Origin of the sequence: Roseiarcus sp. (assembly GCF_052145395.1) — a bacterium.
In the GTDB taxonomy this organism is placed as follows: Bacteria; Pseudomonadota; Alphaproteobacteria; order Rhizobiales; family Beijerinckiaceae; genus Roseiarcus.
The window spans coordinates 1-21,662 of sequence record NZ_JBKQOT010000210.1 but is presented as its reverse complement, the minus strand read 5'-3'; the positions used below and the strand labels follow the sequence as shown (position 1 = coordinate 21,662).

The window sequence follows — 21,662 nt, the reverse complement described above, 5'->3', positions numbered from 1 at the left end:
ACAGGCGCCTTGCTGGAGACTTGGGGCGTCGACGCCTTGAGCTGGTTCGATTCCGGCCGCATCGGCGGGATTCTGCTATCCCAGTTCTCATCGGTCGTCCTCGCCGTCGCAATCGCAATTGTCGTTTGGGAAGCGTCCAACGGCGCGATCGAACGCCAACTCGCCCGGTTCGCCCGGGAAGGCGCCTACGCCCGCGCCGCCCGGCTCCGGACGCTTCTGCCGATGTTGCGCACGGTCCTGACCGTGACGATCCTCACCATTGCGGGGCTCACTGTGCTCAGCGCAATCGGCGTCAACATTGCGCCGCTGCTGGCCGGCGCGGGCATCGTCGGCATCGCGGTCGGTTTCGGCTCCCAGAAGCTCGTGCAGGACCTCGTCACCGGCGTCTTCCTCCTGCTCGAAAACGCAATGCAGGTCGGCGATTTCGTGACCGTGTCGGGCCTGTCGGGAACGGTGGAAAACCTCTCGATCCGAACCATCAGGCTCCGCGCCGGCGACGGGTCGGTCCACATCATTCCTTTCAGCTCGGTGACGAGCGTCACCAACACCAATCGCGGCATTGGAAACGCGGCGATCTCGGTCAACCTCGCCTACGACGAGGATGCCGACAGGGCCGGCGAGGTGCTGAAGCAGATCGCCGCCCAGATGCGCCAGGAGCCCGAGTTCAAGACTCTGATGCGCGGCGACCTCGATCTCTGGGGGGTCGACAAGTTCGATGGGGCGACGGTGACGATCGTCGGTCAGATCGTATGCACCGACGCGGGCCGATGGCCGGTGCAGCGAGAGTTCAATCGGCGGATGAAGATCCGCTTCCAGGAGCTCGGCGTGGACCTTGCCTATCCCGCGCAGGCCCGATTCGTCGGCGACGAGTATTTTGCCAAGCGGAGAGGCGCCGCCACCAACGCCGCGGAATGAAGCAAGGGCGCGGTTGCTTCGGCGCGCCCTCTTTGGCTGAAGCGGTCTGATGACGGCTCGGCCCTTACTCAGGCTTTCGGGCTTCTGGCCGTCGTCAATTCCACTCGGGAACAAACGGCACGCGCAACGCGTCGACCTCGGGGAAGTCGAAGCCGAGATGATCGGCGACGAGCGCGCGCAAGGCGGCGCGATCGGCGAGCGGGAAGGTCCGCGTCTCCTCTCCCTTACGGATCGTCGCGTCGCGATTCATCACGCTGACGCGACCGTCCGCCGTGAAGCCATCAGCCGATTGACGAAGGGCGAAGCGGGATGTGTCGCGGTGTAGTGGTTGGCGACGACGAAATCGGCGGGACCGTCGCGCTCGAGCGTCGAAACCCAGGCGTCGCGCGCCTCCCCGGCGATCAGCGTCCGCAGGATCCAGTGATCCCCGTCGCGCGCCATCCAGTGGGTCGCGCCTCCCGGCCCGTCGAGGCCGGCGTCAGTGAGTGGGACCGGCGCAAGCGCCGCCGGCCCGCCGAACCCCGGATCGACCACGAATACGCCTTCCGGCAGAGCCACGGTCAAGAACATATGGAGCCGTCCGACCTCGTGACGCCTGAAGACGAGCGTCACGCGGGCCGAATGCCGCGCCACACCGAAGCCTAGCTCCTCCAGCACATGGGCGAACAGCGTCGCGTGCTCGAAGCAATAGCCCCCGCGCCGGGCATGCACGAGCTTGGTCATGATCGCGTCGAGATCGAGCGACACGGGCCGGCCGAGCAGCACGTCGAGGTTCTCGAACGGGATTGCCTGCATGTGGGCGCGGACGAGGCCCGCGAGCGTGTCCAGCGTCGGGGTCGTCTCAACGCTCCATCCGATGCGATCAAGGTAAGCGGCGAGCGCTTTCGAGGTCATCGCACATCCTCCCCTGGCTGAAATTCGCCTTGGCGATCGCCCCGGTCAAGCGCGCCGAGCGCGCGCGCACCAAGCCCGCGGGAGCCCTGCCAGCGGCAAGCCGCCCGGCGCCGTCTTGTCCGCTCGGGGCGCGTCGCGGCCGCTCGCCTGCGGCGGCGGGAGGTGTATAGACTTTCCCCCTCGAAGGAGCCCCGCCCCATGCACAAGCCGTCCCGCATCCCCGCCGCTCAAAGCCTGGACCTCGTCCAGCGGCCTCGCCGCAACCGCAAGGCGGAATGGGCGCGGCGGCTCGTGTCGGAGCATGTGCTGACGACAAACGACCTCATCTGGCCCCTGTTCCTGATCGAGGGCAAGAATAAGCGCGTTCCCGTCGCGGCGATGCCGGGCGTCGACCGGCTCAGCGTCGACGAGGCGGTGCAGGAGGCCGAGAAGGCGGTCAAGCTCGACATCCCGGCGATCGCCTTCTTCCCCTACACCGAGCCGCACCTGAAGGATGAGCACGGCAGCGAAGCCTACAACGAGGGCAACCTCGTCTGCCGCGCCTGCCGCGCGATCAAGAAGGAATTCCCGGGACTCGGCCTCGTGACCGACGTCGCGCTCGACCCCTACACCAGCCACGGCCACGACGGCCTCGTCAAAAGGCACGGCGACGACTTGCGCGTCTTGAACGACGAGACGGTGGAGGCGCTGGTGCGCCAGGCGCTCAATCAGGCGCGCGCCGGCGCCGACGTGATCGCGCCCTCCGACATGATGGACGGGCGGGTCGGGGCGATCCGCGACGCGCTCGACGACGAAAACTTTGTCGACGTCCAGATCCTCGCCTACGCCGCGAAATACGCCTCCGCCTTCTACGGGCCGTTCCGCGACGCGCTCGGCTCCGCCGGCGCGCTTAAGGGCGACAAGCCCACCTACCCGCGGGACCCGGCCAACAGCGACGAGGCCCTGCGCGAGGTCGAGCTCGACCTCGACGAGGGCGCCGACATGGTCATGGTCAAGCCCGGCATGCCCTATCTCGACATCATCCGCCGGGTGAAGGACGAGTTCGGCTTCCCCACCTTCGCCTATCAGGTGAGCGGCGAATATTCGATGATCATGGCGGCGGCGCAAAACGGCTGGATCGACGGCGACAAGGCAATGATGGAGGCTCTCATCGCCTTCAAGCGCGCCGGCGCCGACGGCGTGCTGACCTACTTCGCGCCGCGCGCAGCAGAGAAGCTGAAGCAGGCATGAGCTCACATATTGCGCCGAAGCGCCCGATCGACTTCGCCTCCCTGGACAGCATGGAGGGCATTGCGGCGATCGAGCGGACGACGCCGCCAAGCTGGTTCGAAGCCCTGCCGCAAGGCCGGCTCATCCACGCGGTTTATCCGGGGCTGCTCGCCGCCGCGACGATCGCGATGGCTTCGACCTGGCTCGCCTCGCATTACACCGCGCCGGTCATGCTGTTTGCGCTCCTGTTCGGCATGGCCTTTCACTTTCTCTACGAGGGCGGGCGTTGCGTCGCGGGAATCGAATTCGCCTCGCGCTCCATTCTGCGCCTCGGCGTGGCCCTGCTCGGCGTCCGCATCACCTTCGGCCAGATTGCGTCGTTAGGGCTCGCGCCGGTTGCGACCGTGATCGTCGGCGTAACGACGACCGTGCTTATCGGCCTCGTTCTCGCCCGGCGCCTGAACCTGTCGCGCATGTTCGGCGTGCTGTCGGGCGGATCGGTCGCGATCTGCGGCGCCTCCGCGGCGCTCGCCATCGCGTCCGTGCTGCCGCACGACAAGGATCGCGAACGCGATACGATTTTGACCGTCGTCCTGGTCACGGCGCTCTCGACTCTGGCGATGATCCTCTACCCGATCCTTGCAACCTCGATTGGGCTCGACCACAAGCACTCCGGCGTGTTCATTGGCGGCACGATCCACGACGTCGCCCAGGTGGTCGGGGCGGGCTACATGATCTCGCCGGAGACCGGCGACATCGCGACCTACGTCAAGCTCCTGCGGGTCGCGATGCTGCTGCCTGTCGTGCTGGCGATCTCGCTCGCGGTCGCGCGCAGCGGGGGCGGCGGCAAGGCGCGCGTCACGCTCCCGCCGTTTCTCCTGGGCTTTGCCGCGCTCGTCGCCGTCAATTCCCTCGGCCTCATGCCCGGCGTCGCGATCGGGGCGGCCAACGACGTCTCACGCTGGTGCCTCGTCGCCGCGATCGCGGCGCTCGGCATGAAGACCTCGTTCAAGGACCTTTTCGACGCCGGCTTCCGTCCCGTCGGTCTCATGCTCGCCGAAACGGTCTGGATCGGTCTTCTCGTGCTGGCGTCCGTCGAAACGATCATGTGAGGCGAGGGGCGCCGAAGAACCTTTGGATGGACGCGACGAAAAGGCGCGTAGCGACAGGCGAAGGCTCATATTTCGAATTTCGAATCGAAATGGAGTCTTCCGTGACCAGCGCCGGTCCGAACGCCCGACTCCCGACCAAGTCGCAGGCCGCCTGCCTCATGGTTCTGCGGAAGCCGGGCTTTTCCCAGAGAAAGATTGCGGGCGCGGCGAAGCTCGACCAAGAAGACGGAGGCGGCCCTTCCCAAGCTTGCCGAGTCGGGCCTCGCCAGACGAGGCGACTCGCCACCGGTTTGTTGGCGACCAACACCTGACGCTGCAAGCGCCTGCAAAGGTATTTCCAAAAGCGGAAATCCATGCCAGGCTTCCGTTTTGCAGAATGGGCGCGGAAACGACAAGCGAGGCGGCATGGACGCGACTCGCCTCGCCGACGGCGACGGAGGGGACGTGCGTTGGTGGGCGCGGTCGGCGACCGCGGCGGGCCGGGTCTGCGACCCGGCCCTACGGCGGGGCGCCTCACGGCTTGGTAGTTGCAATTACTTGATCAGCGCGACCGCTTCCCGGAAACGCGGATTCTCGGCGCTTCCGAGCCATTCGAAAACGACCATCTCGGTCGTGACGATCTCGACGCCGTTGCGCTCCATCCGACGGAGCGCGGCGTCCTTGCTTTCCGGACGGCGCGAGCCGACGCCGTCGCAGACGACGAAGACCCGCCGGCCAATGTCTATGAGCCCGAGCGCCGTCTGCAGCACGCAGACATGCGCCTCGACGCCGGCCATCACGACCGCGTGTCCTTCGGCCAGCCGCCCGTAGAAGCCCGGCGCCCGCCGGTCGAAGGTCATTTTGGCGAAGGTCCGGGCCTCGTCGGCCGCCAGTTCCGGCACGGTGGCGCCGAGGCCCTTGGGGTTCTGCTCGGTGAACAGCGCCGGAACGCCGAGCAGCGCCGCCGCCTCGACGAGACGCCGGGCGTTGGCGATCGCAACGGCGCTCTCGTCGATGGCGGGCATGAGCCGCGCCTGCATGTCGATCACGAGAAGCGTCGAGATTCGGACATCGAGGATCGGCATGGCTTCCTCACCTGGAAAGGATTGCGTCGCAGTCAAACTCGGGGAGGCCGGGTTTCCATTCGAGCTCCACGAAAGGCGGCGTTTCGCCTCGCCGCGTAAAGCCGAGTCGCTCGCAGAGCCTGAGAGATGCGACGTTCGTTGCGAGCACCGTGACCCGCGCCGGCAGGCCGAGCCGCCTGGGTTCTTCGAGCGCTTGCAGCATGAGACGCGTCGCGAGCCCGCTCCCCTGAATCTCCGGCAGGAGCGCGATGTCGACGTAGGTGACGCACCGCTCGCCGACGTGGGCGATGAGGAGTCCAACCCGCTCGCCGTCGCGTTCGACAATCTGCCAACGCGCTTCCGGATAGTCCCGGCGGTAGGTCTCCGTCATCGATCGGTATTGAGCGCGCAGCAGGAAGTCTCTGCCCGCAGCATCGATCGGCATCGCCGCCATGTCGGCGGCCCTTGTGGCGGCGAACAAACCGAACAGGAAGGTTTTGTCCTGCTCGTCGTCGCGCGAGAGGCGCAAGGTCAGCGTCTCCGCGGCTGTCGGGTTCAAGCCCGCCATGCGCCGTCTTTTCCCGGCGCTCGACAACGCTGCAATATTTCGCACGGTTTAGCGCAGAGGGCTTTGAGGGCAGCACGCAATGACCGCAGCAATCACCGCCGAAACATTTGCTCCGCATGTCGGAAAGGCGGTGTCGCTCTCGAACGGGCATCAGCTCACCCTCGTGGCCGTGGATGTTCCCAAGTCGCCGCATGCAGACGCGCTGCGAGGGCCCGGATTCACCCTCGTCTTGCGCGGCGCCCCCTCGCCGATTGCCCCCGAGGGCATGTATGCGATCACGTTCGAGGACGGCGCGAGCTTCGACCTCTACGTGATCCCCGTCCACACGCCTTCGCGCGACCATCAGGATTATCAAGTCGTGTTCAACTGATCGCGGACGGCTGTCCAAGCCCGTTTTCAATTCTGCGACGGGAAGACTCCAGACAGAGCGATGCAGTAGTTCAGCGCCAGGAAGGGCATGCGGTTCTCGTGCGCCTGCCCGCCGGCCGTTCCGAGCGATCCCATGGCGATGGTTGGCGGGGCGGAACTGTAGATGTTCACGGCCGGCGACCCTGCCTGATTGGCGTAGCCGCTCCCCAGGACGACCGTATTGCTCGGAACATTAGAGCCGCCAGTCGTCCCATTGTTGTCGGCGTTGACCGTATGCATGTGCGCCGGAGTTTCTTGAACGGTCAGCGTGTGAGTCTCCTCGCCACCCTGCTGTCCAACGACGTAGGGCGAGAGACCTCCGCCCTGACCGATCGCAGGGGCGAGCCGTCCGCGCAGGTCGGGCAAAGCAAAGTTGGTGGTCCCGTTGCCGCCATAATAGGTGCCGATGAGCGCGAACAACGCCTGGTTTTGATTGATCGGCAGCAGTTGGCCCGCGCAAAGCGCCCAACCCTTGGGCGCAAACCCAAACGGGAAGGCTTCGATCTGGCTAATGTACGGTTCGGCCATGGCCGCAGTCTCCTTCGAGCGCCCGGCGCCCCTCGTTGTTCCTTGGTCCTCAAGACCGGGACGGATAAATCCCTCGCAGCGCGATGCACCAATTGAGCGCGAGGTAGGGCTGCAAATTGTTGTGGGGCTGGTTGCCGCCGGAAACGCCGATCTGCCCCGCCGCCAACGTCACGGCGGTCGCTGTTTGCAAAGGGGCATAGGTGTTCACCGCGGCGCCGCCTCGCCCCGTGCCGTGCCCTTCGGCCGGCAGAGCCCCGCTTGGCGCGTTGGCGGTCCCGGCCACGGCGAAAGCCTGAAACGCATGGGAATGCGCGGGCGATTGCGAGGACGAAAGGGCAACCGTCTCGACGCCCTGCTGCGAACCGATCGGATAGGACGAAAGCGACGGGCCTTGCCCCTGCCCGATGGGAGCGCGGCCGCGCAGGTCCGGCAGTGCGAAAGTCGAAATTCCGTTGCCGCCGAAATAGGTGCCCAGCAGCGAGAAGAGCGCTGTGTACTGCGAAATCGGCAGAAGCTGCCCCTCGCACAGAGCCCAGCCGACGGGTGCGAAGTTGAATGGAAAAAGCGTAATCTGCCCGAGAAAAGGATTCATGCGTTCGCCTCCCGCTCCGACGCCGCTTTATCAGTTCTGTGACGGATATATTCCGAAAAGGCTGATGATGTAGGTTATGGCCAGGCTCGGTTGCCGGTTCTCGTGGGGAAGTCCGCCGCCCACGCTCGGTGAGACGGCCCCGCTCGCGAGCGCAGCGCTCGTCCCTGACTTCGCATAAATCAGGTCCGCCGCCGCCGTCGTCCCGAGAACGACCGAGGGCCCCGGGGCGGGGGTTGTCGACGTCGCCGCCGCAGCCAGCGCATGCGAATGGCTCCCCACCTGTCCGCTCGCAAGGACGACCGACTCTGCGCCGCCTTGCTGGCCGAGGGCGTAAGGGGAAAGACCTTGACCCTGGCCCATCCCGAGAACCGCCCTCCCGCGCAGGTCCGGCAGCGCGAAGGTCGTCTGTCCGTCACCGCCGAATGTCGTGCCGATCAGGTTGAAAAGCGTGTCATACTGCGAGATTGGCAGGAGCGACCCATCACAAATGTGCCAGCCCACGGGCGCGAAATTGAACCCGACCGCGATCACCTGGCCGACGAACGGTTCCGCCATCTGTCCCCTCCCCTTTCCGATTGGTCTCTAGAACGCGCTTCACACGGCCCGAGCGAGGACCCCCGTACGTCGATAGGCCGCAAACCCGAGCCCAGCGAAGCCGATGAGCATCATCGCCCAGGTCGACGTTTCGAGCGCGATCGGGCCGCTACCGGAGAAATAAACATCAAGGATGAGCTTATCGCCGACCTGCGGACTATCTCCGTTCAGGTTCACAATGATGCTCGTTGGCGTGCACGAGAGGCCGCCTGAGATGGGCAGAAAATCACTGGGGCCGGACGCGGTAACCTTTGTGATGTCCACCCCGCTGGAAAAGTAAAACCCGAAGCCACTAAAAGGTCCGGTGCATTGCGAAGTGAAGCAAAACGGCGCGGACAAGTTGTTGGTAATCGTAATCTGGTTGTCGCTGACCGAGACATAAGTCTCGGAAAGAGAGTCCAAGACGTAATTCAATGGGGAAGTCGATGGAACGGTTGGAAACGGGAAATTCTGCGACGACCCTGGAATGGGATAATTGAGAATATTGCAGTAATGAATTGTCGTGCAATCCGGCGTGGGTTCGGGGGTGGAAGCCGAGACAGACGTCGGCCCGGGCGGAGGGTCGGAAACATCAAAATAGGACACCGTATCGACATAAGCGCCGGCCAGCCCGGCCACCGCCGGCGCGCTCCCGACCGCGAGCGGACCCAACGCCGCAATGAGAGCAAACATCCGCAGGCGCATCGGTCCCCCTCTGCCGAAATTCATCTCGCACAACTTCCTGCAGACTAAGGCTAGTCTCGCGCAGAAATCCTGTCAAAGCAATAATGAGCGCGACCCGTCGAGGATGTGACGGTGATCACAATTCAAGCATTGGTTTTTTGAGAACGTCGTCAACATAGATTGTCTGACAATGTGGCGGTCATTGTTTTGCCCTTACCGCAACAGCTTGAACGCGTGTGGCGACCAGTCGCCGCGGCCGACGCCCGGGATGCACCAGAGCTTGCACAGCGGCTCGATGGCGCGCGCCGCTTCGACCGGGCCCATGTCCTCGGCGTCCCAGCCGAACGCGTCGCAGATGGCGGCGACGGTCGCCTTGGCCTTGGCGTCGTTGCCGCAGATGAACATGGTCGGCCGGACACCGCGGAAGTCGGGGTTCACCATCTGCCCCGCGCCGACCGAGTTGAACGCCTTGACAAAATGCGCTTCCGGAAAGGCCTTCTGGAGCCGCTCCATCAGCGACTCGTTCTGGCCGGTGAAGAAACTGAGCACGCCCGCGACCGGCGGCCCGCCGCCGATCGGGTTGCAGGCGTCGATCACCGTCTTGCCGTCGAGCGCCGCTGCGCCGAGCTGCCCGAGCGCATCGAGCGCAACCTCGCCCCCGACCGCCAGAACCACGACCTCGCCGAAAGCGGCGGCTTCCGCGAACGACCTCACCTCGGCGGCAAAATGCTTCGCCGCAAAGTCGGCGAGCTTGGCCGGGTCGCGCGTGCCGATCGCGACCGAGTGGCCGTGCTTCAGGAAACCCGCCGCAAGCGTCTGCCCGACCACGCCGGAACCAATGACGCCGACCTTCATGATTGGCCTCCCTCATGTGCGCTCAAGGCGCGCCGCTCGATCAAGGACGTGGGGCCGCTGCGAAGCCTCCGCAAGGGCGAGAGCTTGAAGAGGCGTGACTCGCGGGAAGGCGCCCCGCCTCCGATTCCGCTTACCGCTTCGTCTGTTCTTGTGATTTTCGGAAATATATGCTACGTTGATCTGATGAACGGAAAACTCGCATCAAACGCCGGGCTGGTGGCGGAGCCGGACGCCCAGCCTGATCCGCCTCTCTGTCGCCGGGCGCGGGTTGCGCGTCGCCTTGGGGACCGCCACTTGGAAAACGGGGCCCTTGCACGCGCAACCCCTTGACAAGTCGGGATACGGCAATGACTTGCCCTTCCGTCGGCTTGGGTTTGATCTGGTTCCGACGCGCCACCGTCTTGGGCTTTTCGCGCTTGGCCTCCCCAGTCCATCGGCGTCCGAGCGCCGGACTTCCGGGCCGTCACAAAGCTGCGGAAAGTCGCGGTCGCCCGGAATTTGCGCCGTAAGACCCTGGAAAGATTGGTTCCGCGCCCGGAATTGCGATGGCCCCGAAGCCTCGGGCGGGCCGCGAGAGCCGGGCGCCGCATCGGCGTCCGGGCTGAACCTTTATGCGCTCCACGTCTGACGCTCGCCCGGAAAATCCGCTGCAAGGTCTTGAAAACCCTGAATCTGCGCCCGGAACGGTTTGGACTGCGAATGAAATCGGCCGCGTGGAACATCATGCGCCAGCGGCGGCATCGCCCGCGTCATCCGGCCGGTCTTCCCTTCCCCTCCGCGGGCTTCAGCGCCCCGACGATGCCGAGCGGGGCGAAATAGACGGCGAGCACGAAGGCGAGGCCGAGCCAAAGCAGCCAGCGGTGCGGGTCGAACAGGCCGGGCAGCATCGGTAGGCGGGCGTCGGCCGCGACGTTCGCCAGCGCCCCCATCAGGTCTTGAAGATAGCTCTCGGCGACGACGAACAGGGCCGCGCCGACGATCGCGCCGTAAAGCGAGCCCATCCCGCCGACCACCACCATCACCAGCACGTCGACCTGGATCGAGAACGAAAGCGCCGTATCAGGACCGACATAGCGGAGCCACAGCGCGCTTAAGGCCCCTGCAAGCGTCGCGCCGAGCGCCGAGATGCAGGTCGCCAGCGTCCGGTGGAACACGATGCGGTAGCCAAGTGCCTCGGCGCGGAACGGGTTCTCGCGGATCGCCTGAAGCACCCGGCCGAAGGGCGAGTTCACCACCCGGAGCAGCACCAGGAAGGCAGCCGCCGCGACGACAAACACGAGGTAATAGGCGAGGAGCTTGCCGTTCGCCTGAACGCCCAAGATCGGGTGGTCGAGCCACTTGAAGCCCGGCTGGAGGATTTCGGGGATCTTGAAGGAACGCCCGTCCTCGCCGCCGGTCAGGTCCGAGAGCTGGGAGGCCAGCACGTTGAAGGCGTAGGCGACCGCCAGCGTCACCATGGCGAAGAAGATCGACTGCACGCGCAGCGAGAAGAGGCCGATCGCCAGCGCCAGCGCCAGCGAAAGGATGAAAGCGCAGACGAGCCCGAGCGCCAGCGCCCCCCAGCTCGCGCTGAGCCCGTAGAGCGCGAGCCCGACGCCGTAGGCCCCGACGCCGAAGAACATCACGTGCGCGAAGGACACGATCCCCGTGTAGCCGAGCAGCACATCGTAGGAGGCGACCAGGAGGATCATCACGCAGGTCTTGGCCGCGGTGTTCAGCGCCTTGGCGCCCGGAAACAGGAACGGGGCAAGCATCAGCGCGAGCACGATCAGCGCGACGAGGACTTGCAGCGCCCGGCCGCGCGGCGGGTCGCCGGAAAGAAGCGTCATCGTCCGCTCACCGGATAGAGGCCGCGCGGCCGCCACAAAAGCACGACGACCATCGCGAGAATGTTGGAGACCAGGGCGAGCTTCGGGGCGAGGAAGCCGGCGTAATTGGCGATCAGCGCCACCAAGATCGAGGCGACGAACGAGCCGCCGACCGAGCCCAAGCCCCCGATGATGATGACGATGAAGCAGAGCACCAAAAACTCGCCGCCGATGGTCGCGTGCACCTGGCCTCGATAGAGCGCCATCATCGCCCCGCCAAGGCCCGCCAGCGCCGAGCCCGCCATGAACACGCCGATGAAAAGCCGATCGATGCGGTAGCCGAGCGCCTCGACCATTTCGCGGTTCTCGACGCCGGCGCGGATGAGGAGGCCAATCTTGGTGCGGTTCAGGATCAGCATCTCGCCGGCGAACACGACAAGGCCAACGAGCGTCGCCAGCACGCGATATTTCTCGATCGCCGCCTCGCCGAACACGAACGACCCCTCCAACGTCTTCGGCAGGCTGAGCGGGATCTGGTCCGGACCCCAGAAGGCGTACATCAGCTGCTCGGCGATGATCGAGCCGCCGATGGTCGCGAGAATCTGCCGCAGGTGCTGGCCGTAGACCGGCTTGACGATCAGCCGCTCGAACACCCAGCCGAGCGCGCCGCAGACGAGCGCCGCCGCGACGATGGCGAGGAGGAAGACCGCGAGATTGAGCGCGACCGAGTCCGACGCCGACCAGCCCGCGAGCGGCAGGAACACCAGCGTCGCGACATACGCGCCGAGGGCGATGAAGGCGCCGTGCCCGAAGTTCAGGACGTCCATCATGCCGAAGACGAGGGTGAGCCCGGACGCCATGGTAAAGATCATCATGCCCATGGCGAGGCCGGCCGCGGTCAGCGTCACAAAGGTCGAGGCCGAGCCGACGAAGGGCGCAGCGACGAGCGCGACGATGACCGGCGTCATCGCCGGGAGGATCTCGATCCTGCGCCGCGGCAGCGCCGCTCCGAAGCCCGTCGCGCTCATTGGTGCGAATCCAGGCTGAGGCCGAGCAGGCGATTCTGCAGCGATTCGTCCGCAGCGAGCAAGTTCATTGCGCCGCGATGGACGACGCGGCCGTTGTCCATCACCCTGACCTCGTCGCCGACCTCGACCGCGACGCGGAAATTCTGCTCGACCAGCAGAATGGTGACCCCGGTCGCCTTGATCTCCCTGAGGCACTCGATCAGCGAGCCGACAATCGCCGGCGCAAGCCCCTTGGTCGGCTCGTCGATCAGCAAAAGCTCGCGCGGCTCGACGATCGCGCGGGCGATCGACAGCATCTGTTTCTGCCCGCCGGAGAGCGATCCCGCCCGGGACAGCCAAAATCGCTTCAATGCCGGGAAGAAGCCGAAAATCCAGTCGAGGCGCTTGTCGTCGAGCGGGCCATCGCGCGCGCCGAGCACGAGGTTCTCCCTGACGGTGAGGTCGGAGAAGATCGCCATCGTCTCGGGCGCGTAGCCGACGCCGAGCCGCGCGACGTCGCTGGCGGCAAGGCCTTGCAGCGCCTTGTCCCCCAGCGCGATGCGCCCCTTCGAGGCGCGCCACAGCCCCATGATGGTGCGCAGCGTCGTCGTCTTGCCCGCGCCGTTGCGGCCGAGGAGCATCGTTGTCCGGCCTCCCGGAACGTCGAAGTCGACGCCCTGCAGAATGTGATAGCGGCCGATGTGGGTATGGACGCCATCGAGCGTCAGACTCGCGCTCATGCCGCCTTCCCCGGCGCGATCCCGAGATAGGCCTCCTGCACGACCGGCGAGGCAATGACCGTCGCCGGGTCGCCGTCGGCGACGAGCTGGCCATTGGTCAGCACGATGATGCGGTCGGCGAGCGAGCGGACGACGTCCATCTTGTGCTCGACAAGCAAAATGGTCTTGCTCGCGTCGGTCTTCAGCCGAGCGATCAGGTCGAGCACGACCGGAACTTCGTCGACGCTCATGCCGGCGGTCGGCTCGTCGAACATGTACACCTTGGGCTCGAGCGCCATCATCATCGCGACTTCCAGCTTGCGCTGGTCGCCGTGTGGCAGGGCGGCGGCCTCAGCGTCGCGCTTGGCGCCGAGCCCGACCGAGTCGAGCACCGTCTCGGCCCGATCGATCAGATCTCCGCGCGCCCGCCACGGGCGGCGCATGTCGTAGTGGACCCCGGCGCGCGCCTGCACCGCGAGCCGCACGTTCTCGGCAACGCTGAGGCGAGGGAACAGGTTCGTGAGCTGGAAGGCCCGCCCGAGCCCCAGCCGGGTCCGCTGCGGAGCGCTGAGACGCGTGACGTCCTGCCCCTCGATCAGCACCGAGCCGTCGGAGGCGCGCAGCTGGCCAGATATCAGGTTGAAATAGGTCGTCTTCCCGGCCCCATTCGGCCCGACAATGGCGGTGAGTTCGCCGGGCCGGAAGGCGCAGGTGACGTGGTCGACCGCGACATGGCCGCCGAACCGGATGGTGAGGCCGCGGGTCTCGAGCGACGGGGTCATCGCTTGTTGCGGATCGGGATGTCCATGTCCTTGATGGTTAGCTCGCGGGTGAGCTCGGGAACGCCCCAGGCGACGTTGGGATCGACCTTGATCTTGAACGCGTACATCGACTGTAGCGCCTGGTGATCTTCCTTGCGAAAGATCATCTTGCCTTTGGGCGTGTCGAACTCCATGCCCTCCATGGCGGCGATCAGCTTCTCGGTATCGGTCGATTTGGCCTTGTCGAGCGCCGTCACCAACGCCTCGGCCGCTGCGAATCCACCGGCGGTGAAGAAATCCGGCGGCGCGTTCAATCGCTTCTTGTGCTCGGCGACGAGCCAGTCATTCACCGGGTTCTTGGGAATCTCATAATAGTAGTAGGCGGCGCCCTCGAGGCCGGGGAAGCGCTTGTAGGCGGCGAGCGCTGGCAGGATGTTGCCGCCGGTCGAGAGCTCGATGCCGTAACGGCCGGGATCGAGATCGGCGAGCTTGTCGAGCGGGTCGCCGGCGCCGGCCCAGACGATCCAGATGATCTTCTTGCCCGGCTTGTCCTTGAGGGCGTCGAACAGACGCTGGGCGGGAGCGGTGAAGTCGGTCGTGTTCGGCGGCGCATATTCCTCGGCGACGAGGTTCGCTCCGGTCTTGGCGAGCGCCTCCTTGAAAGCAGCGACGCCGTCGCGGCCGAAGGCGTAGTCCTGTGCGAGCGTCGCGACGTTCACGCCCGGCTTGCCGATCGCGACGGCGATGGAAATCGCGTCCTGCGACGAGTTGCGGGCGGTCCGGAAGATGTAGCGGTTCCACTTCGAGCCGGTGATGTCGTCGGCGACGGCCGGCTCGACGAACAATATCTTCTTGTGCTCCTCGGCGACCGGCAGCATGGCGAGCGCCGCGGCGGACGAGCTCGTTCCGACGGCGATATCGGCGCCGTCGTCCTCATAAGCTTCGGTCAGCGCCGTCTTGGCGATGTCGGGCTTCGACTGGTCGTCCTTTGTGATGACGACGATCTTGCGCCCGTCGACCTCCATCGTGCCCTTGGTGGCGTATTCGAGGCCCATCATGAAGCCGGTCTCAGTCTGCTTGGCGTAGGCCTGCAAGGGTCCGGTCAAGCCGCGAATCAAGGCGACTTTCACATCGTCCGCGTGCGCCGCGCCAACCGCGGCGGCGAAAGTTGCGGCAAACGCGATTGTTTTGAGACGAAACTTCACGAGCGCTCCTCTCGATGTCATTGAACTGGCCTTTGCCTGCGGAGCCCTGCAGTTGCCGCGCTGGCATGGAATCTCATTCGAGCGGACCTTATCCTTGGCGGCGCGCGAGTGACAAGGCCGTATCGTTATCCGCGAGTCCGCGCCTCGCATGTCTTTGAAAGCCCGCATGGCTCACGATCTTCGCGCTCCCCGCCTTCACATCGCCGCGCCCCTCGCCGTGGGCGCGGCGGCGGCGCTGTCGACGGAACAGACGAACTACCTCGCCAACGTGCTGCGCCTCGGCGCCGGCGCGCGCGTGCTGGCGTTCAACGGCCGCGACGGCGAGTTTTTGGCCGAAATCGCTGCTTCGGGGCGCAAAGGCCTGATGCTCGTCCCGACCGCGCAGGCGCGGCCCGCAGAAGACCTGCCCGACGTCGATCTCGTGTTCGCGCCGCTGAAGCACGCCCGACTCGATTATCTGGCGCAGAAGGCGGTCGAGATGGGCGCCGGCCGCCTGCGCCCGGTCCTGACCCGTCGCACCCAGGTCGCGCGGCTCAACCTCGAACGCCTCGAGGCCAACGCCATCGAGGCCGCGGAGCAGTGCGGCGCCGTGTGGACGCCCGAAGTTCTGCCGCTCGAGCCGCTCGACAAGGCGCTGGCCGCGTGGCCGGGCGGCCGCGCGCTCGTCTTCTGCGACGAGGACGCCCAGGCGGCGGCCCCGCTCGAGGCGCTCGTTGAAGCGAAGGCGGACCACGGCGTCAGCGTCCTGATCGGCCCCGAGGGCGGATTCGACAAGGCCGAGCGCGCGGCGATCCTGCGGGTTCCACGCGTCCTGCGTCTGAGCCTCGGCCCCCGTATCCTGCGGGCCGACACGGCGGCAGTGGCGGCGCTCGCGCTCGTGCAAGCCACGCTCGGCGACTGGCGGCTCCCTGCGTGCGAAGCCGGGCCCGGATGACGTCGCTGGCCGCTTCGCCATGTTGCCGCCACGATATCGGCTCATCCCGGCGCACGTCAAACCGGTAGCGAGTCAGAATGGGGCAGAGATTCGAATGGTCGTCGGCCGGGGCAATCGCTTCGCTTGCGGCCTTTCTGGCGGTGTTGATCGCGAACGGGGCTCAGGCCGGCGACGCCGCCCCGAACCCGGATCTCGGCAGCGAGGCGCGCGCGTCCCCCTGCGGCTCTGCCGGAGAGTCCTGCGCTCATATCAGCGGCTACATCAAGGCGGGTTCTGATTTCTCCGCTCGCGGTCCTGACGGCCTGCGGCCGGATCGCGGCGCTCCGCCGCCGTCCCTATTCGCGGGGGTCGGCGCGGCGAGTCAGGGGGCCGCTGAAACCTCGAGCCGCGGCTCGTTCTTCCTGCCCGTCAGCGGTGACGACGACGCCCGCTGACGGCGCGCTTCGCAGCGCCCCTAGAACACCGCGTCCTCGAAGGCGGGGTCAACCGATCGCCGCCACGGGCCCTCGAACCGCTCGATCCAGACTTGGGCCGGCGAGCGTCCGCTCTCTGCAATCGCCTCCAGAGGGGCGAGCCAGACGGTTTCGTCCTCGCCCTTGCCGTTGAGCATTGCCCGGCGCCTCAGCCCCTCGCGCGCGAGGGCGACCACATCGGCGGCGATCGCGCCGAGCGTGCGGCCGCGGATCGGCGCGGCGAGCCCCCGCTGCGGGACGGCGTCGCGCAGCGCCTGCCGCTCCTCGGCGGTCCAGTCCTTGACGAGCGCCCACGCCGACGAAAGCGCTTCGGAATCGTAGAAGAGGCCGCTCGTCAGGGCCGTCATCGCCACAATCCGCTCGGGCGGACCGACGTCGGCGCCGCGCATCTCGAGGTAGCGCTTGAGCCGCACCTCGGGAAAAATCGTCGACAGGTGGTTGGTCCAGTCGGCCATGGTCGCGCGCTCGCCCGGCGCGGCGGCGAGCCTGCCGTTCAAAAGGTCGCGGAAGCTGCCGCCGGCGACATCGACATATGTCGAGCCGCGCTTGAGGAAATAGAGCGGCACGTCGAGCGCGTAATCGACGTAGCGCTCGAAGCCCATGCCGGACTCGAGGGCGAAAGGCAGCATGCCGGTGCGGTCAGGGTCGGTGTGGCGCCAGATCTCGGAGCGGGCCGACAGGAGGCCGTTGAGCTTGCCGTCGGTGAACGGCGAATTTGCGAATAGCGCGGTGACCGCCGGCTGGAGCGCGAGCGCGACGCGCAGCTTCGTCACCATGTCCTTTTCGTCGCGGAAATCGAAATTGGTTTGCACCGTTGCGGTGCGGAACATCATATCGAGGCCGCGCGTCCCGACCTTCGGCATGTAGCCCTTCATGATGCCGTAGCGGCCTTTCGGCATGGTCGGCGTCTCGGCCAGCGTCCATTTCGGGCTCATGCCCAGCGACAGCGCCGAGAGCCCCAACCGCTCGGCGACGGATCGCCAGACGTCGACGTGGCGCGCGAGTTCCTCCGCCGTCTCGTGCGCCGTGTCCAACGGCGCGCCGGAGAGCTCAAACTGCCCGCCTGGCTCGAGCGAGATCGCCGCTTCCGCCTTTTCGTCAAAGAGGCCGATGAGATGGCCGCCGTCCTCGATCCGCTCCCAGCCAAGGCGGGCGTTCATGCCTTCGAGCAACGCGCGGATCCCCCGCTCGCCCTCGTAAGGAACGGGCGTATGGTTGGCGCGGTAGAACAGGATCTTCTCGTGTTCCGTGCCGACGCGGAGCGGCGCATCGCGCTTGCATCCGGCCTCAAACCAGGCCGCGAGCGCGTCGCGCGATTCGATTATGTCCCCATCGACGACGTCGCGAGCCATTAAGGATTACGCCCCTGCGGCCGGCGAGCCGGCGTGTCGCGGCTAGATAGTCGCGCGGACAGGATATTGCAATTGACGCGCCGCGCCGGCCCATCCACACCCTGTTAGGGGTTTCCGGCGTCCAATGCGCGCGTCCGACCAAAGGCTCCGCCGATGTCCGAAGTTCAGCGCCGGTTCATTCGCTCCACCTCCGGCGCGACGTCCATCGAATACGCGCTCATCGCGATGAGCGTGGCGCTGGTCATCGTGGCGGCGGTCGGCGGCGTCGGCCTCAACCTCAGCGCCTATTACGGTTCCATCGCCGCCGCGTTGCCCTGAGACGGACGCGGCTCAGGTCGGCGGCGGTTGGGTGAAGGAGCCGGCGATCGCGCCGAGGCTCGCCTGCTGCGCCTGCGACGCGACGACGCCCGCTGCGAACATGCCGCCCAGGGTCGTAAGCCCTGCGACGAGGGCCGCGGTCTGCGGATTGGCCGCCTGATGCGAGCCGCCGAAGATCGAACCCAGCATGCCCATGAAGCCGCCGCCAGAGCCGCCGGCGGCGCCGAGCGCCGAACCGAGCCCTCCGGGCGCAGCAGCTGCATTGGCGAGGTCGGCCAGAACGCCGCCGAGGCCCTGGCTGGCCAACGCGTTTGCAAGGCCGCCGAGCAGGATCGAGGCCACCGCTGGCAGCATGGCCTCGATCGTCTCGGGCGCGACGCCGGAGACCTCGGCCACGTGCTGCACGACCTGGCCGATCGCCTCAGGCGATCCGAACACCTGGGCAACCGCGTTCGCGCCGGCCGCGCCCGCCGCGGCGGCGGGCTCCGTATAGGACGCCTCGTGGCCGCCGCCGGCCAACTCGGCGACGAGCTTGCCGAGGGCTTCGGGATGCGCCTTGAGACGTTCAAACGCCAGGGAAAAGGCCGAGAGCATCGCCTGGGTCGCCGCCTCCGCCTGCTCGGACGTGAGCCCGAACCGGGCGGCGAGATTGCCGATCGCCTGGCCGCCCTGCGCGGTCTTGAGAATGTCGTTGAGCGTCACGACTCTTTACCTCCCGTCACCTTCCGCCGGCCTCGGCGTCGGGCCCGGCTGCAGTCGTCTGGCGAGCCGCGTCGTGGCGCCGTAGGCGGTCGCCACCGCGATCACTCCGAACAGAGCGCAGCCGAGGGCGACGCCGATCAGTCCGCCCTTCACTCCACCATATCGGACGCCGAAGGTCACGAACGGAATCGTGCCGAGCGTCGCCCGCGCCCAGTTGAACGCCATGGTCAGAAGCGGAAAGCCAAGGTTGTTGAAGGCCGTGTTGGCGACGAAGAGACAGGCGAGAAACACCCAGGCGACGACGCCGTAGCGGCAATAGAAGGTCAGGTAGTCCGCGCTATCGCCCTTCGCGTCGAAGGCGGCGACGAGGAACGGCGCGGCGAGCGCCAGCGCCGCCCAGGCGAACAGCACGTAGCCGACCGAGAGCAGAAACGAGTCGCTGAGCGTCCTCTGCACGCGCCCCATCAGCCTCGCGCCATAGTTCTGGCCGATGATCGGGCCGACCGAGCCGGTGAGGGCGAAGATGACTCCGAAGGCGACCGGGGTCACCCGGTCGATGATGGCGGCGGCGGCGATGGCCGCCTGTCCGACGTCCGAGAACACCCGGACCGTATATGCGGAGCCGACCGGCGTGGCGAGATTGGCCATGATGGCGGGAAAGCCGATCGCCATGATCAGGCCGAAGTCGCCTCGGGCCGCCCTGAGGGTCGGTCGGGCGACAACGTCGTGCACCATGACCGACCCGTGAAGGCCGACCAGAAGGAAGGAGAGGCGCGAGGCGACCGTCGCCCAGGCCGCGCCATAGACGCCGAGACCGAGGCCGAAGATCAGGGTCGGATCGAGAATGGCGGTGACGATCGCCCCCGACAGCGTGACGTACATCGCTCGCCGCGCGTCGCCGACCGCGCGCAACAGGCCCGACATCGTCATGCCGAGCGCCATGGGGACGTTGGCGGGAATGGTGATGGCGAGGAACTTCGACGCCACCGCGAGCGGTTCGCCGTTCGCGTGCACGACGTGGATCAGGCCCCAGTCGCGAAAGACGAACATCACGGCTGCGACCGCGGCCGAGAAAAGGGCGGTGATGGTCAACGACGACGCGGCGAGGCGGCGCCCGCGCGGCCGGTTGCCCGCCCCGATCGCCCGCGACACGGTGGCCGAGGCGGCGATGGTGAGGCCGATGTTAACCGACATGGCGAAGAAGGTCGCGAGCCCGACATAGCCGACCGCCGCCTTGAACGCCTGGTCGCCGAGCCGCGAAACCCAGAAGAGCGACAAAAGGTCGACGGCGAAGATCGCCATGAGTCCGATCGCCCCGGTCGCGGTCATCACCGCGACATGGCGCAGCAAGGACCCCTGGGTGAACACCGGCCGGGCCTTTTCGCGGGCGATTGGAGGGGCCTTCAAGGGTTCGTCCCGGCTTTCGAGGGCCGGGACTCTTATCGGGTCGCCGAGGCCGGGGCTAGGGCCGGCCGCGCCCGATGACCGCGGTTTTCTGGCGACAATCCTTTGTTTTCAAAGGGTTAGTGGATATTGGGGGCGATTCTCCGGCGAGACTTCGAATGTTTTCAAGGACTTAGCGGCGGATCCAGTTTTGGGACACCGAGGTCGGCCTCCGGCGCGTTTGTCGGCGGGGCCGCGACGTGCCACATTCGCGGAACGGCGATCGTGCGGCGGGCGATGGCGGACCCAAGCGTCAGACTTTTTCTCTCCTGCGTCTCCGACGAGTTCGGCGCCTATCGCGACGCGCTGCGAAAGGCGCTGACCGGGCCCGACGTCGCGGTGAAAATCCAAGAGGACTTTAAGAACCGCGGCGGCGACACGCTGAAAATGCTCGAGGACTATATCGAGCACTGCCATGCGGTCGTGCATTTCCTGGGCGACATGACCGGTTCGGCGCCGGCCGCGGTCAGCGTCGACGACCTGCTCAAGAGGCGCCCCGGTCTGGAGGCGGAACTGGCGCGACGGGGTTTTCCGCGCGAGGCGCTGAACGCGCTGACCTACACGCAGTGGGAGGCGTGGCTCGCGTTCGGCCTCGGCAAGGACTTGCTGATCGTCGAGCCGGCGGCCGGCGTCGATCGCGGCCCGAGGTTTGACGCGACCGAGGACTCGAAGACCGCGCAGGCCGCCCACCGGGCGCGGCTGAAGGCGATCGACCGCTATCCCGGTCCGCCGTTCACCAGCGTCGACAACCTCGTCGCGCAGATCGTGACCTCGGCGGTCCTCGACGCGCCTGCCAGGGCTAGGAGCGGTATCGAGGTTGGCGCCCGCGCCTTCCGACTCTGGACCTTCGTCTTCGGGCCAGCTGGGGAGCCGGCGACCGAGCCGAGCCTCGACTGGCTCGACCTTGCCGACGCGTTCGAGGACGGCGAGCCCAATCTCTTCAGCTTGCTGCGCTGGGATTACGGCCTCGTCGAAACGCTCTACGGCCGCGACGACGATCTCAAGAAAATTCTGGACTGGGCGGAGAGCGGCTCGAAGGCGCCGAGCGCGCGCCTCATCACCGGTGAGGGCGGCGCCGGCAAGACGCGCCTCGCCGCCGAGGCGGCCAAAATTCTGCGCGACCGGGGCTGGACGGCGGGATTCCTTCCCCGACGCAAGAACGCGTTCAACTTCGCCGTCGGGGACAAGGGGCTCTTTCTCATCCTCGACTATCCCGAGGAGCAGCCGGCGCGCACGGCCGCCATTCTCAAGGACCTCGCCGAGCGCAAGGCGGCGCCCTACCCGCTCAGAATCCTGTTCCTGTCGCGGCGGCCGTTTCTGGATTGGGAAGGCGAGACGACGATGCTTCAGGGGCGCTTCGGTCGACAGGAGATCGCCGCGCCGGCGCCGCTTTCCGTTAGGTGGTTGCGAGTTTTTTCGCTCTCTTAATTCATTGTATTATATGGGGTAATTGGGCTTTCCGGCGAGGGCTGCTCAGACTTCTCATGAAACCATGTCCGGAAAGCCCCGCCACAGCGCGGAGGCTCGTCGCTATTTCAAGTGGGTGAATTAGCCAGGAC

Annotated in this window: 25 protein-coding genes; 8 read left to right on the top strand and 17 right to left on the bottom strand. The window is 66.6% G+C overall.

Annotated features, from left to right (window positions below; translation table 11 throughout):
• On the top strand, nucleotides 1–915 hold a 915-nt coding region (locus tag ACLP25_RS07250; protein ID WP_442468542.1), incomplete at its 5' end, for a mechanosensitive ion channel family protein.
• A 94-nt stretch (nucleotides 916–1,009) separates the two neighbouring features.
• Here the strand turns inward: ACLP25_RS07250 and ACLP25_RS07245 are convergent.
• Both ACLP25_RS07245 and ACLP25_RS07240 read right to left on the bottom strand, forming a co-directional pair.
• Nucleotides 1,010–1,165, bottom strand: a complete 156-nt coding sequence (locus tag ACLP25_RS07245) for a hypothetical protein (protein ID WP_442468541.1) — start codon at nucleotides 1,163–1,165, stop codon at nucleotides 1,010–1,012.
• Nucleotides 1,165–1,809, bottom strand: a complete 645-nt coding sequence (locus tag ACLP25_RS07240) for an arylamine N-acetyltransferase family protein (protein WP_442468540.1) — start codon at nucleotides 1,807–1,809, stop codon at nucleotides 1,165–1,167. Before ACLP25_RS07240 ends, ACLP25_RS07245 begins: the two co-directional genes overlap by 1 nt.
• A gap of 198 nt (nucleotides 1,810–2,007) precedes the next feature.
• Between ACLP25_RS07240 and hemB the strand changes: the two genes are divergently transcribed.
• Both hemB and ACLP25_RS07230 read left to right on the top strand, forming a co-directional pair.
• Nucleotides 2,008–3,039: a porphobilinogen synthase gene (gene hemB / locus ACLP25_RS07235; protein ID WP_442468539.1), complete on the top strand. Its 1,032-nt coding sequence runs from the start codon at nucleotides 2,008–2,010 to the stop codon at nucleotides 3,037–3,039.
• Complete coding sequence (locus ACLP25_RS07230) at nucleotides 3,036–4,130, top strand: YeiH family protein (protein WP_442468538.1); 1,095 nt, start codon at nucleotides 3,036–3,038, stop codon at nucleotides 4,128–4,130. The genes hemB and ACLP25_RS07230 overlap by 4 nt, the downstream gene beginning before the upstream one ends.
• Nucleotides 4,131–4,663: 533 nt before the next feature.
• Here ACLP25_RS07230 and ACLP25_RS07225 read toward each other — a convergent pair.
• Together ACLP25_RS07225 and ACLP25_RS07220 are read right to left on the bottom strand one after the other, a co-directional pair.
• Nucleotides 4,664–5,194 carry an isochorismatase family protein gene (locus tag ACLP25_RS07225; RefSeq protein WP_442468537.1) on the bottom strand — a complete coding sequence of 177 codons (531 nt, stop codon included), beginning with the start codon at nucleotides 5,192–5,194 and terminating at the stop codon, nucleotides 4,664–4,666.
• Between the two features lie 7 nt (nucleotides 5,195–5,201).
• A complete protein-coding gene (locus ACLP25_RS07220) occupies nucleotides 5,202–5,741 on the bottom strand; it encodes a GNAT family N-acetyltransferase (protein WP_442468536.1) in 540 nt (179 codons plus the stop codon).
• Between the two features lie 79 nt (nucleotides 5,742–5,820).
• Between ACLP25_RS07220 and ACLP25_RS07215 the strand changes: the two genes are divergently transcribed.
• Nucleotides 5,821–6,111, top strand: coding sequence for a DUF6916 family protein (locus tag ACLP25_RS07215; RefSeq protein WP_442468535.1), 291 nt, complete (start codon nucleotides 5,821–5,823; stop codon nucleotides 6,109–6,111).
• Between the two features lie 26 nt (nucleotides 6,112–6,137).
• Here ACLP25_RS07215 and ACLP25_RS07210 read toward each other — a convergent pair whose 3' ends face one another.
• The 10 genes from ACLP25_RS07210 to ACLP25_RS07165 form a co-directional block, all read right to left on the bottom strand.
• Nucleotides 6,138–6,677 (bottom strand): phage tail protein, encoded by a 540-nt coding sequence (locus tag ACLP25_RS07210; protein ID WP_442468534.1) that lies wholly within the window; start codon nucleotides 6,675–6,677, stop codon nucleotides 6,138–6,140.
• A gap of 49 nt (nucleotides 6,678–6,726) precedes the next feature.
• Complete coding sequence (locus ACLP25_RS07205) at nucleotides 6,727–7,269, bottom strand: phage tail protein (RefSeq protein WP_442468533.1); 543 nt, start codon at nucleotides 7,267–7,269, stop codon at nucleotides 6,727–6,729.
• Nucleotides 7,270–7,299: 30 nt separating this feature from the next.
• Entirely contained in the window at nucleotides 7,300–7,824 is a 525-nt protein-coding gene (locus ACLP25_RS07200) for a phage tail protein (protein WP_442468532.1), read from the bottom strand.
• Nucleotides 7,825–7,863: 39 nt separating this feature from the next.
• Nucleotides 7,864–8,571 carry a hypothetical protein gene (locus ACLP25_RS07195; RefSeq protein WP_442468531.1) on the bottom strand — a complete coding sequence of 236 codons (708 nt, stop codon included), beginning with the start codon at nucleotides 8,569–8,571 and terminating at the stop codon, nucleotides 7,864–7,866.
• Between the two features lie 168 nt (nucleotides 8,572–8,739).
• Nucleotides 8,740–9,381 carry an NADPH-dependent F420 reductase gene (locus ACLP25_RS07190; protein WP_442468530.1) on the bottom strand — a complete coding sequence of 214 codons (642 nt, stop codon included), beginning with the start codon at nucleotides 9,379–9,381 and terminating at the stop codon, nucleotides 8,740–8,742.
• Between the two features lie 749 nt (nucleotides 9,382–10,130).
• Nucleotides 10,131–11,210, bottom strand: a complete 1,080-nt coding sequence (locus tag ACLP25_RS07185) for a branched-chain amino acid ABC transporter permease (protein ID WP_442468529.1) — start codon at nucleotides 11,208–11,210, stop codon at nucleotides 10,131–10,133.
• Nucleotides 11,207–12,157 (bottom strand): branched-chain amino acid ABC transporter permease, encoded by a 951-nt coding sequence (locus ACLP25_RS07180; RefSeq protein WP_442468543.1) that lies wholly within the window; start codon nucleotides 12,155–12,157, stop codon nucleotides 11,207–11,209. The genes ACLP25_RS07185 and ACLP25_RS07180 overlap by 4 nt, the downstream gene beginning before the upstream one ends.
• A gap of 56 nt (nucleotides 12,158–12,213) precedes the next feature.
• Entirely contained in the window at nucleotides 12,214–12,936 is a 723-nt protein-coding gene (locus ACLP25_RS07175) for an ABC transporter ATP-binding protein (RefSeq protein WP_442468528.1), read from the bottom strand.
• Nucleotides 12,933–13,697, bottom strand: a complete 765-nt coding sequence (locus ACLP25_RS07170) for an ABC transporter ATP-binding protein (protein WP_442468527.1) — start codon at nucleotides 13,695–13,697, stop codon at nucleotides 12,933–12,935. Before ACLP25_RS07170 ends, ACLP25_RS07175 begins: the two co-directional genes overlap by 4 nt.
• Nucleotides 13,694–14,902: a substrate-binding domain-containing protein gene (locus tag ACLP25_RS07165; RefSeq protein WP_442468526.1), complete on the bottom strand. Its 1,209-nt coding sequence runs from the start codon at nucleotides 14,900–14,902 to the stop codon at nucleotides 13,694–13,696. The genes ACLP25_RS07170 and ACLP25_RS07165 overlap by 4 nt, the downstream gene beginning before the upstream one ends.
• A gap of 145 nt (nucleotides 14,903–15,047) precedes the next feature.
• On the opposite strand from ACLP25_RS07165, the gene ACLP25_RS07160 reads away from it, so the two are divergent.
• Together ACLP25_RS07160 and ACLP25_RS07155 are read left to right on the top strand one after the other, a co-directional pair.
• On the top strand, nucleotides 15,048–15,815 hold the full coding sequence (locus tag ACLP25_RS07160) for a 16S rRNA (uracil(1498)-N(3))-methyltransferase (RefSeq protein ID WP_442468525.1): 768 nt from the start codon (nucleotides 15,048–15,050) through the stop codon (nucleotides 15,813–15,815).
• Between the two features lie 77 nt (nucleotides 15,816–15,892).
• Nucleotides 15,893–16,249: a hypothetical protein gene (locus tag ACLP25_RS07155; protein WP_442468524.1), complete on the top strand. Its 357-nt coding sequence runs from the start codon at nucleotides 15,893–15,895 to the stop codon at nucleotides 16,247–16,249.
• A 20-nt stretch (nucleotides 16,250–16,269) separates the two neighbouring features.
• Here ACLP25_RS07155 and ACLP25_RS07150 read toward each other — a convergent pair whose 3' ends face one another.
• On the bottom strand, nucleotides 16,270–17,640 hold the full coding sequence (locus tag ACLP25_RS07150) for a glutamate--cysteine ligase (protein ID WP_442468523.1): 1,371 nt from the start codon (nucleotides 17,638–17,640) through the stop codon (nucleotides 16,270–16,272).
• Nucleotides 17,641–17,793: 153 nt separating this feature from the next.
• Between ACLP25_RS07150 and ACLP25_RS07145 the strand changes: the two genes are divergently transcribed.
• Complete coding sequence (locus ACLP25_RS07145; RefSeq protein ID WP_442468522.1) at nucleotides 17,794–17,958, top strand: Flp family type IVb pilin; 165 nt, start codon at nucleotides 17,794–17,796, stop codon at nucleotides 17,956–17,958.
• Between the two features lie 12 nt (nucleotides 17,959–17,970).
• Here the strand turns inward: ACLP25_RS07145 and ACLP25_RS07140 are convergent, their stop codons facing one another.
• A complete protein-coding gene (locus ACLP25_RS07140) occupies nucleotides 17,971–18,660 on the bottom strand; it encodes a DUF937 domain-containing protein (RefSeq protein WP_442468521.1) in 690 nt (229 codons plus the stop codon).
• 6 nt (nucleotides 18,661–18,666) lie between these two features.
• On the bottom strand, nucleotides 18,667–20,067 hold the full coding sequence (locus tag ACLP25_RS07135; RefSeq protein ID WP_442468520.1) for an MATE family efflux transporter: 1,401 nt from the start codon (nucleotides 20,065–20,067) through the stop codon (nucleotides 18,667–18,669).
• Nucleotides 20,068–20,340: 273 nt separating this feature from the next.
• Here ACLP25_RS07135 and ACLP25_RS07130 point away from each other — a divergent pair, with 273 nt between their 5' ends.
• A complete protein-coding gene (locus ACLP25_RS07130; protein WP_442468519.1) occupies nucleotides 20,341–21,531 on the top strand; it encodes a hypothetical protein in 1,191 nt (396 codons plus the stop codon).
• Nucleotides 21,532–21,662 lie beyond the last annotated feature (131 nt).

Coding starts and splice junctions, on each gene's coding strand:
- ACLP25_RS07245 (WP_442468541.1), bottom strand. CDS start 1,165: ATGAATCGCGACGCGACGATCCGTAAGGGAGAGGAGACGCGGACCTTC.
- ACLP25_RS07240 (WP_442468540.1), bottom strand. CDS start 1,809: ATGACCTCGAAAGCGCTCGCCGCTTACCTTGATCGCATCGGATGGAGC.
- hemB (WP_442468539.1), top strand. CDS start 2,008: ATGCACAAGCCGTCCCGCATCCCCGCCGCTCAAAGCCTGGACCTCGTC.
- ACLP25_RS07230 (WP_442468538.1), top strand. CDS start 3,036: ATGAGCTCACATATTGCGCCGAAGCGCCCGATCGACTTCGCCTCCCTG.
- ACLP25_RS07225 (WP_442468537.1), bottom strand. CDS start 5,194: ATGCCGATCCTCGATGTCCGAATCTCGACGCTTCTCGTGATCGACATG.
- ACLP25_RS07220 (WP_442468536.1), bottom strand. CDS start 5,741: ATGGCGGGCTTGAACCCGACAGCCGCGGAGACGCTGACCTTGCGCCTC.
- ACLP25_RS07215 (WP_442468535.1), top strand. CDS start 5,821: ATGACCGCAGCAATCACCGCCGAAACATTTGCTCCGCATGTCGGAAAG.
- ACLP25_RS07210 (WP_442468534.1), bottom strand. CDS start 6,677: ATGGCCGAACCGTACATTAGCCAGATCGAAGCCTTCCCGTTTGGGTTT.
- ACLP25_RS07205 (WP_442468533.1), bottom strand. CDS start 7,269: ATGAATCCTTTTCTCGGGCAGATTACGCTTTTTCCATTCAACTTCGCA.
- ACLP25_RS07200 (WP_442468532.1), bottom strand. CDS start 7,824: ATGGCGGAACCGTTCGTCGGCCAGGTGATCGCGGTCGGGTTCAATTTC.
- ACLP25_RS07195 (WP_442468531.1), bottom strand. CDS start 8,571: ATGAATTTCGGCAGAGGGGGACCGATGCGCCTGCGGATGTTTGCTCTC.
- ACLP25_RS07190 (WP_442468530.1), bottom strand. CDS start 9,381: ATGAAGGTCGGCGTCATTGGTTCCGGCGTGGTCGGGCAGACGCTTGCG.
- ACLP25_RS07185 (WP_442468529.1), bottom strand. CDS start 11,210: ATGACGCTTCTTTCCGGCGACCCGCCGCGCGGCCGGGCGCTGCAAGTC.
- ACLP25_RS07180 (WP_442468543.1), bottom strand. CDS start 12,157: ATGACGCCGGTCATCGTCGCGCTCGTCGCTGCGCCCTTCGTCGGCTCG.
- ACLP25_RS07175 (WP_442468528.1), bottom strand. CDS start 12,936: ATGAGCGCGAGTCTGACGCTCGATGGCGTCCATACCCACATCGGCCGC.
- ACLP25_RS07170 (WP_442468527.1), bottom strand. CDS start 13,697: ATGACCCCGTCGCTCGAGACCCGCGGCCTCACCATCCGGTTCGGCGGC.
- ACLP25_RS07165 (WP_442468526.1), bottom strand. CDS start 14,902: ATGACATCGAGAGGAGCGCTCGTGAAGTTTCGTCTCAAAACAATCGCG.
- ACLP25_RS07160 (WP_442468525.1), top strand. CDS start 15,048: ATGGCTCACGATCTTCGCGCTCCCCGCCTTCACATCGCCGCGCCCCTC.
- ACLP25_RS07155 (WP_442468524.1), top strand. CDS start 15,893: ATGGGGCAGAGATTCGAATGGTCGTCGGCCGGGGCAATCGCTTCGCTT.
- ACLP25_RS07150 (WP_442468523.1), bottom strand. CDS start 17,640: ATGGCTCGCGACGTCGTCGATGGGGACATAATCGAATCGCGCGACGCG.
- ACLP25_RS07145 (WP_442468522.1), top strand. CDS start 17,794: ATGTCCGAAGTTCAGCGCCGGTTCATTCGCTCCACCTCCGGCGCGACG.
- ACLP25_RS07130 (WP_442468519.1), top strand. CDS start 20,341: ATGGCGGACCCAAGCGTCAGACTTTTTCTCTCCTGCGTCTCCGACGAG.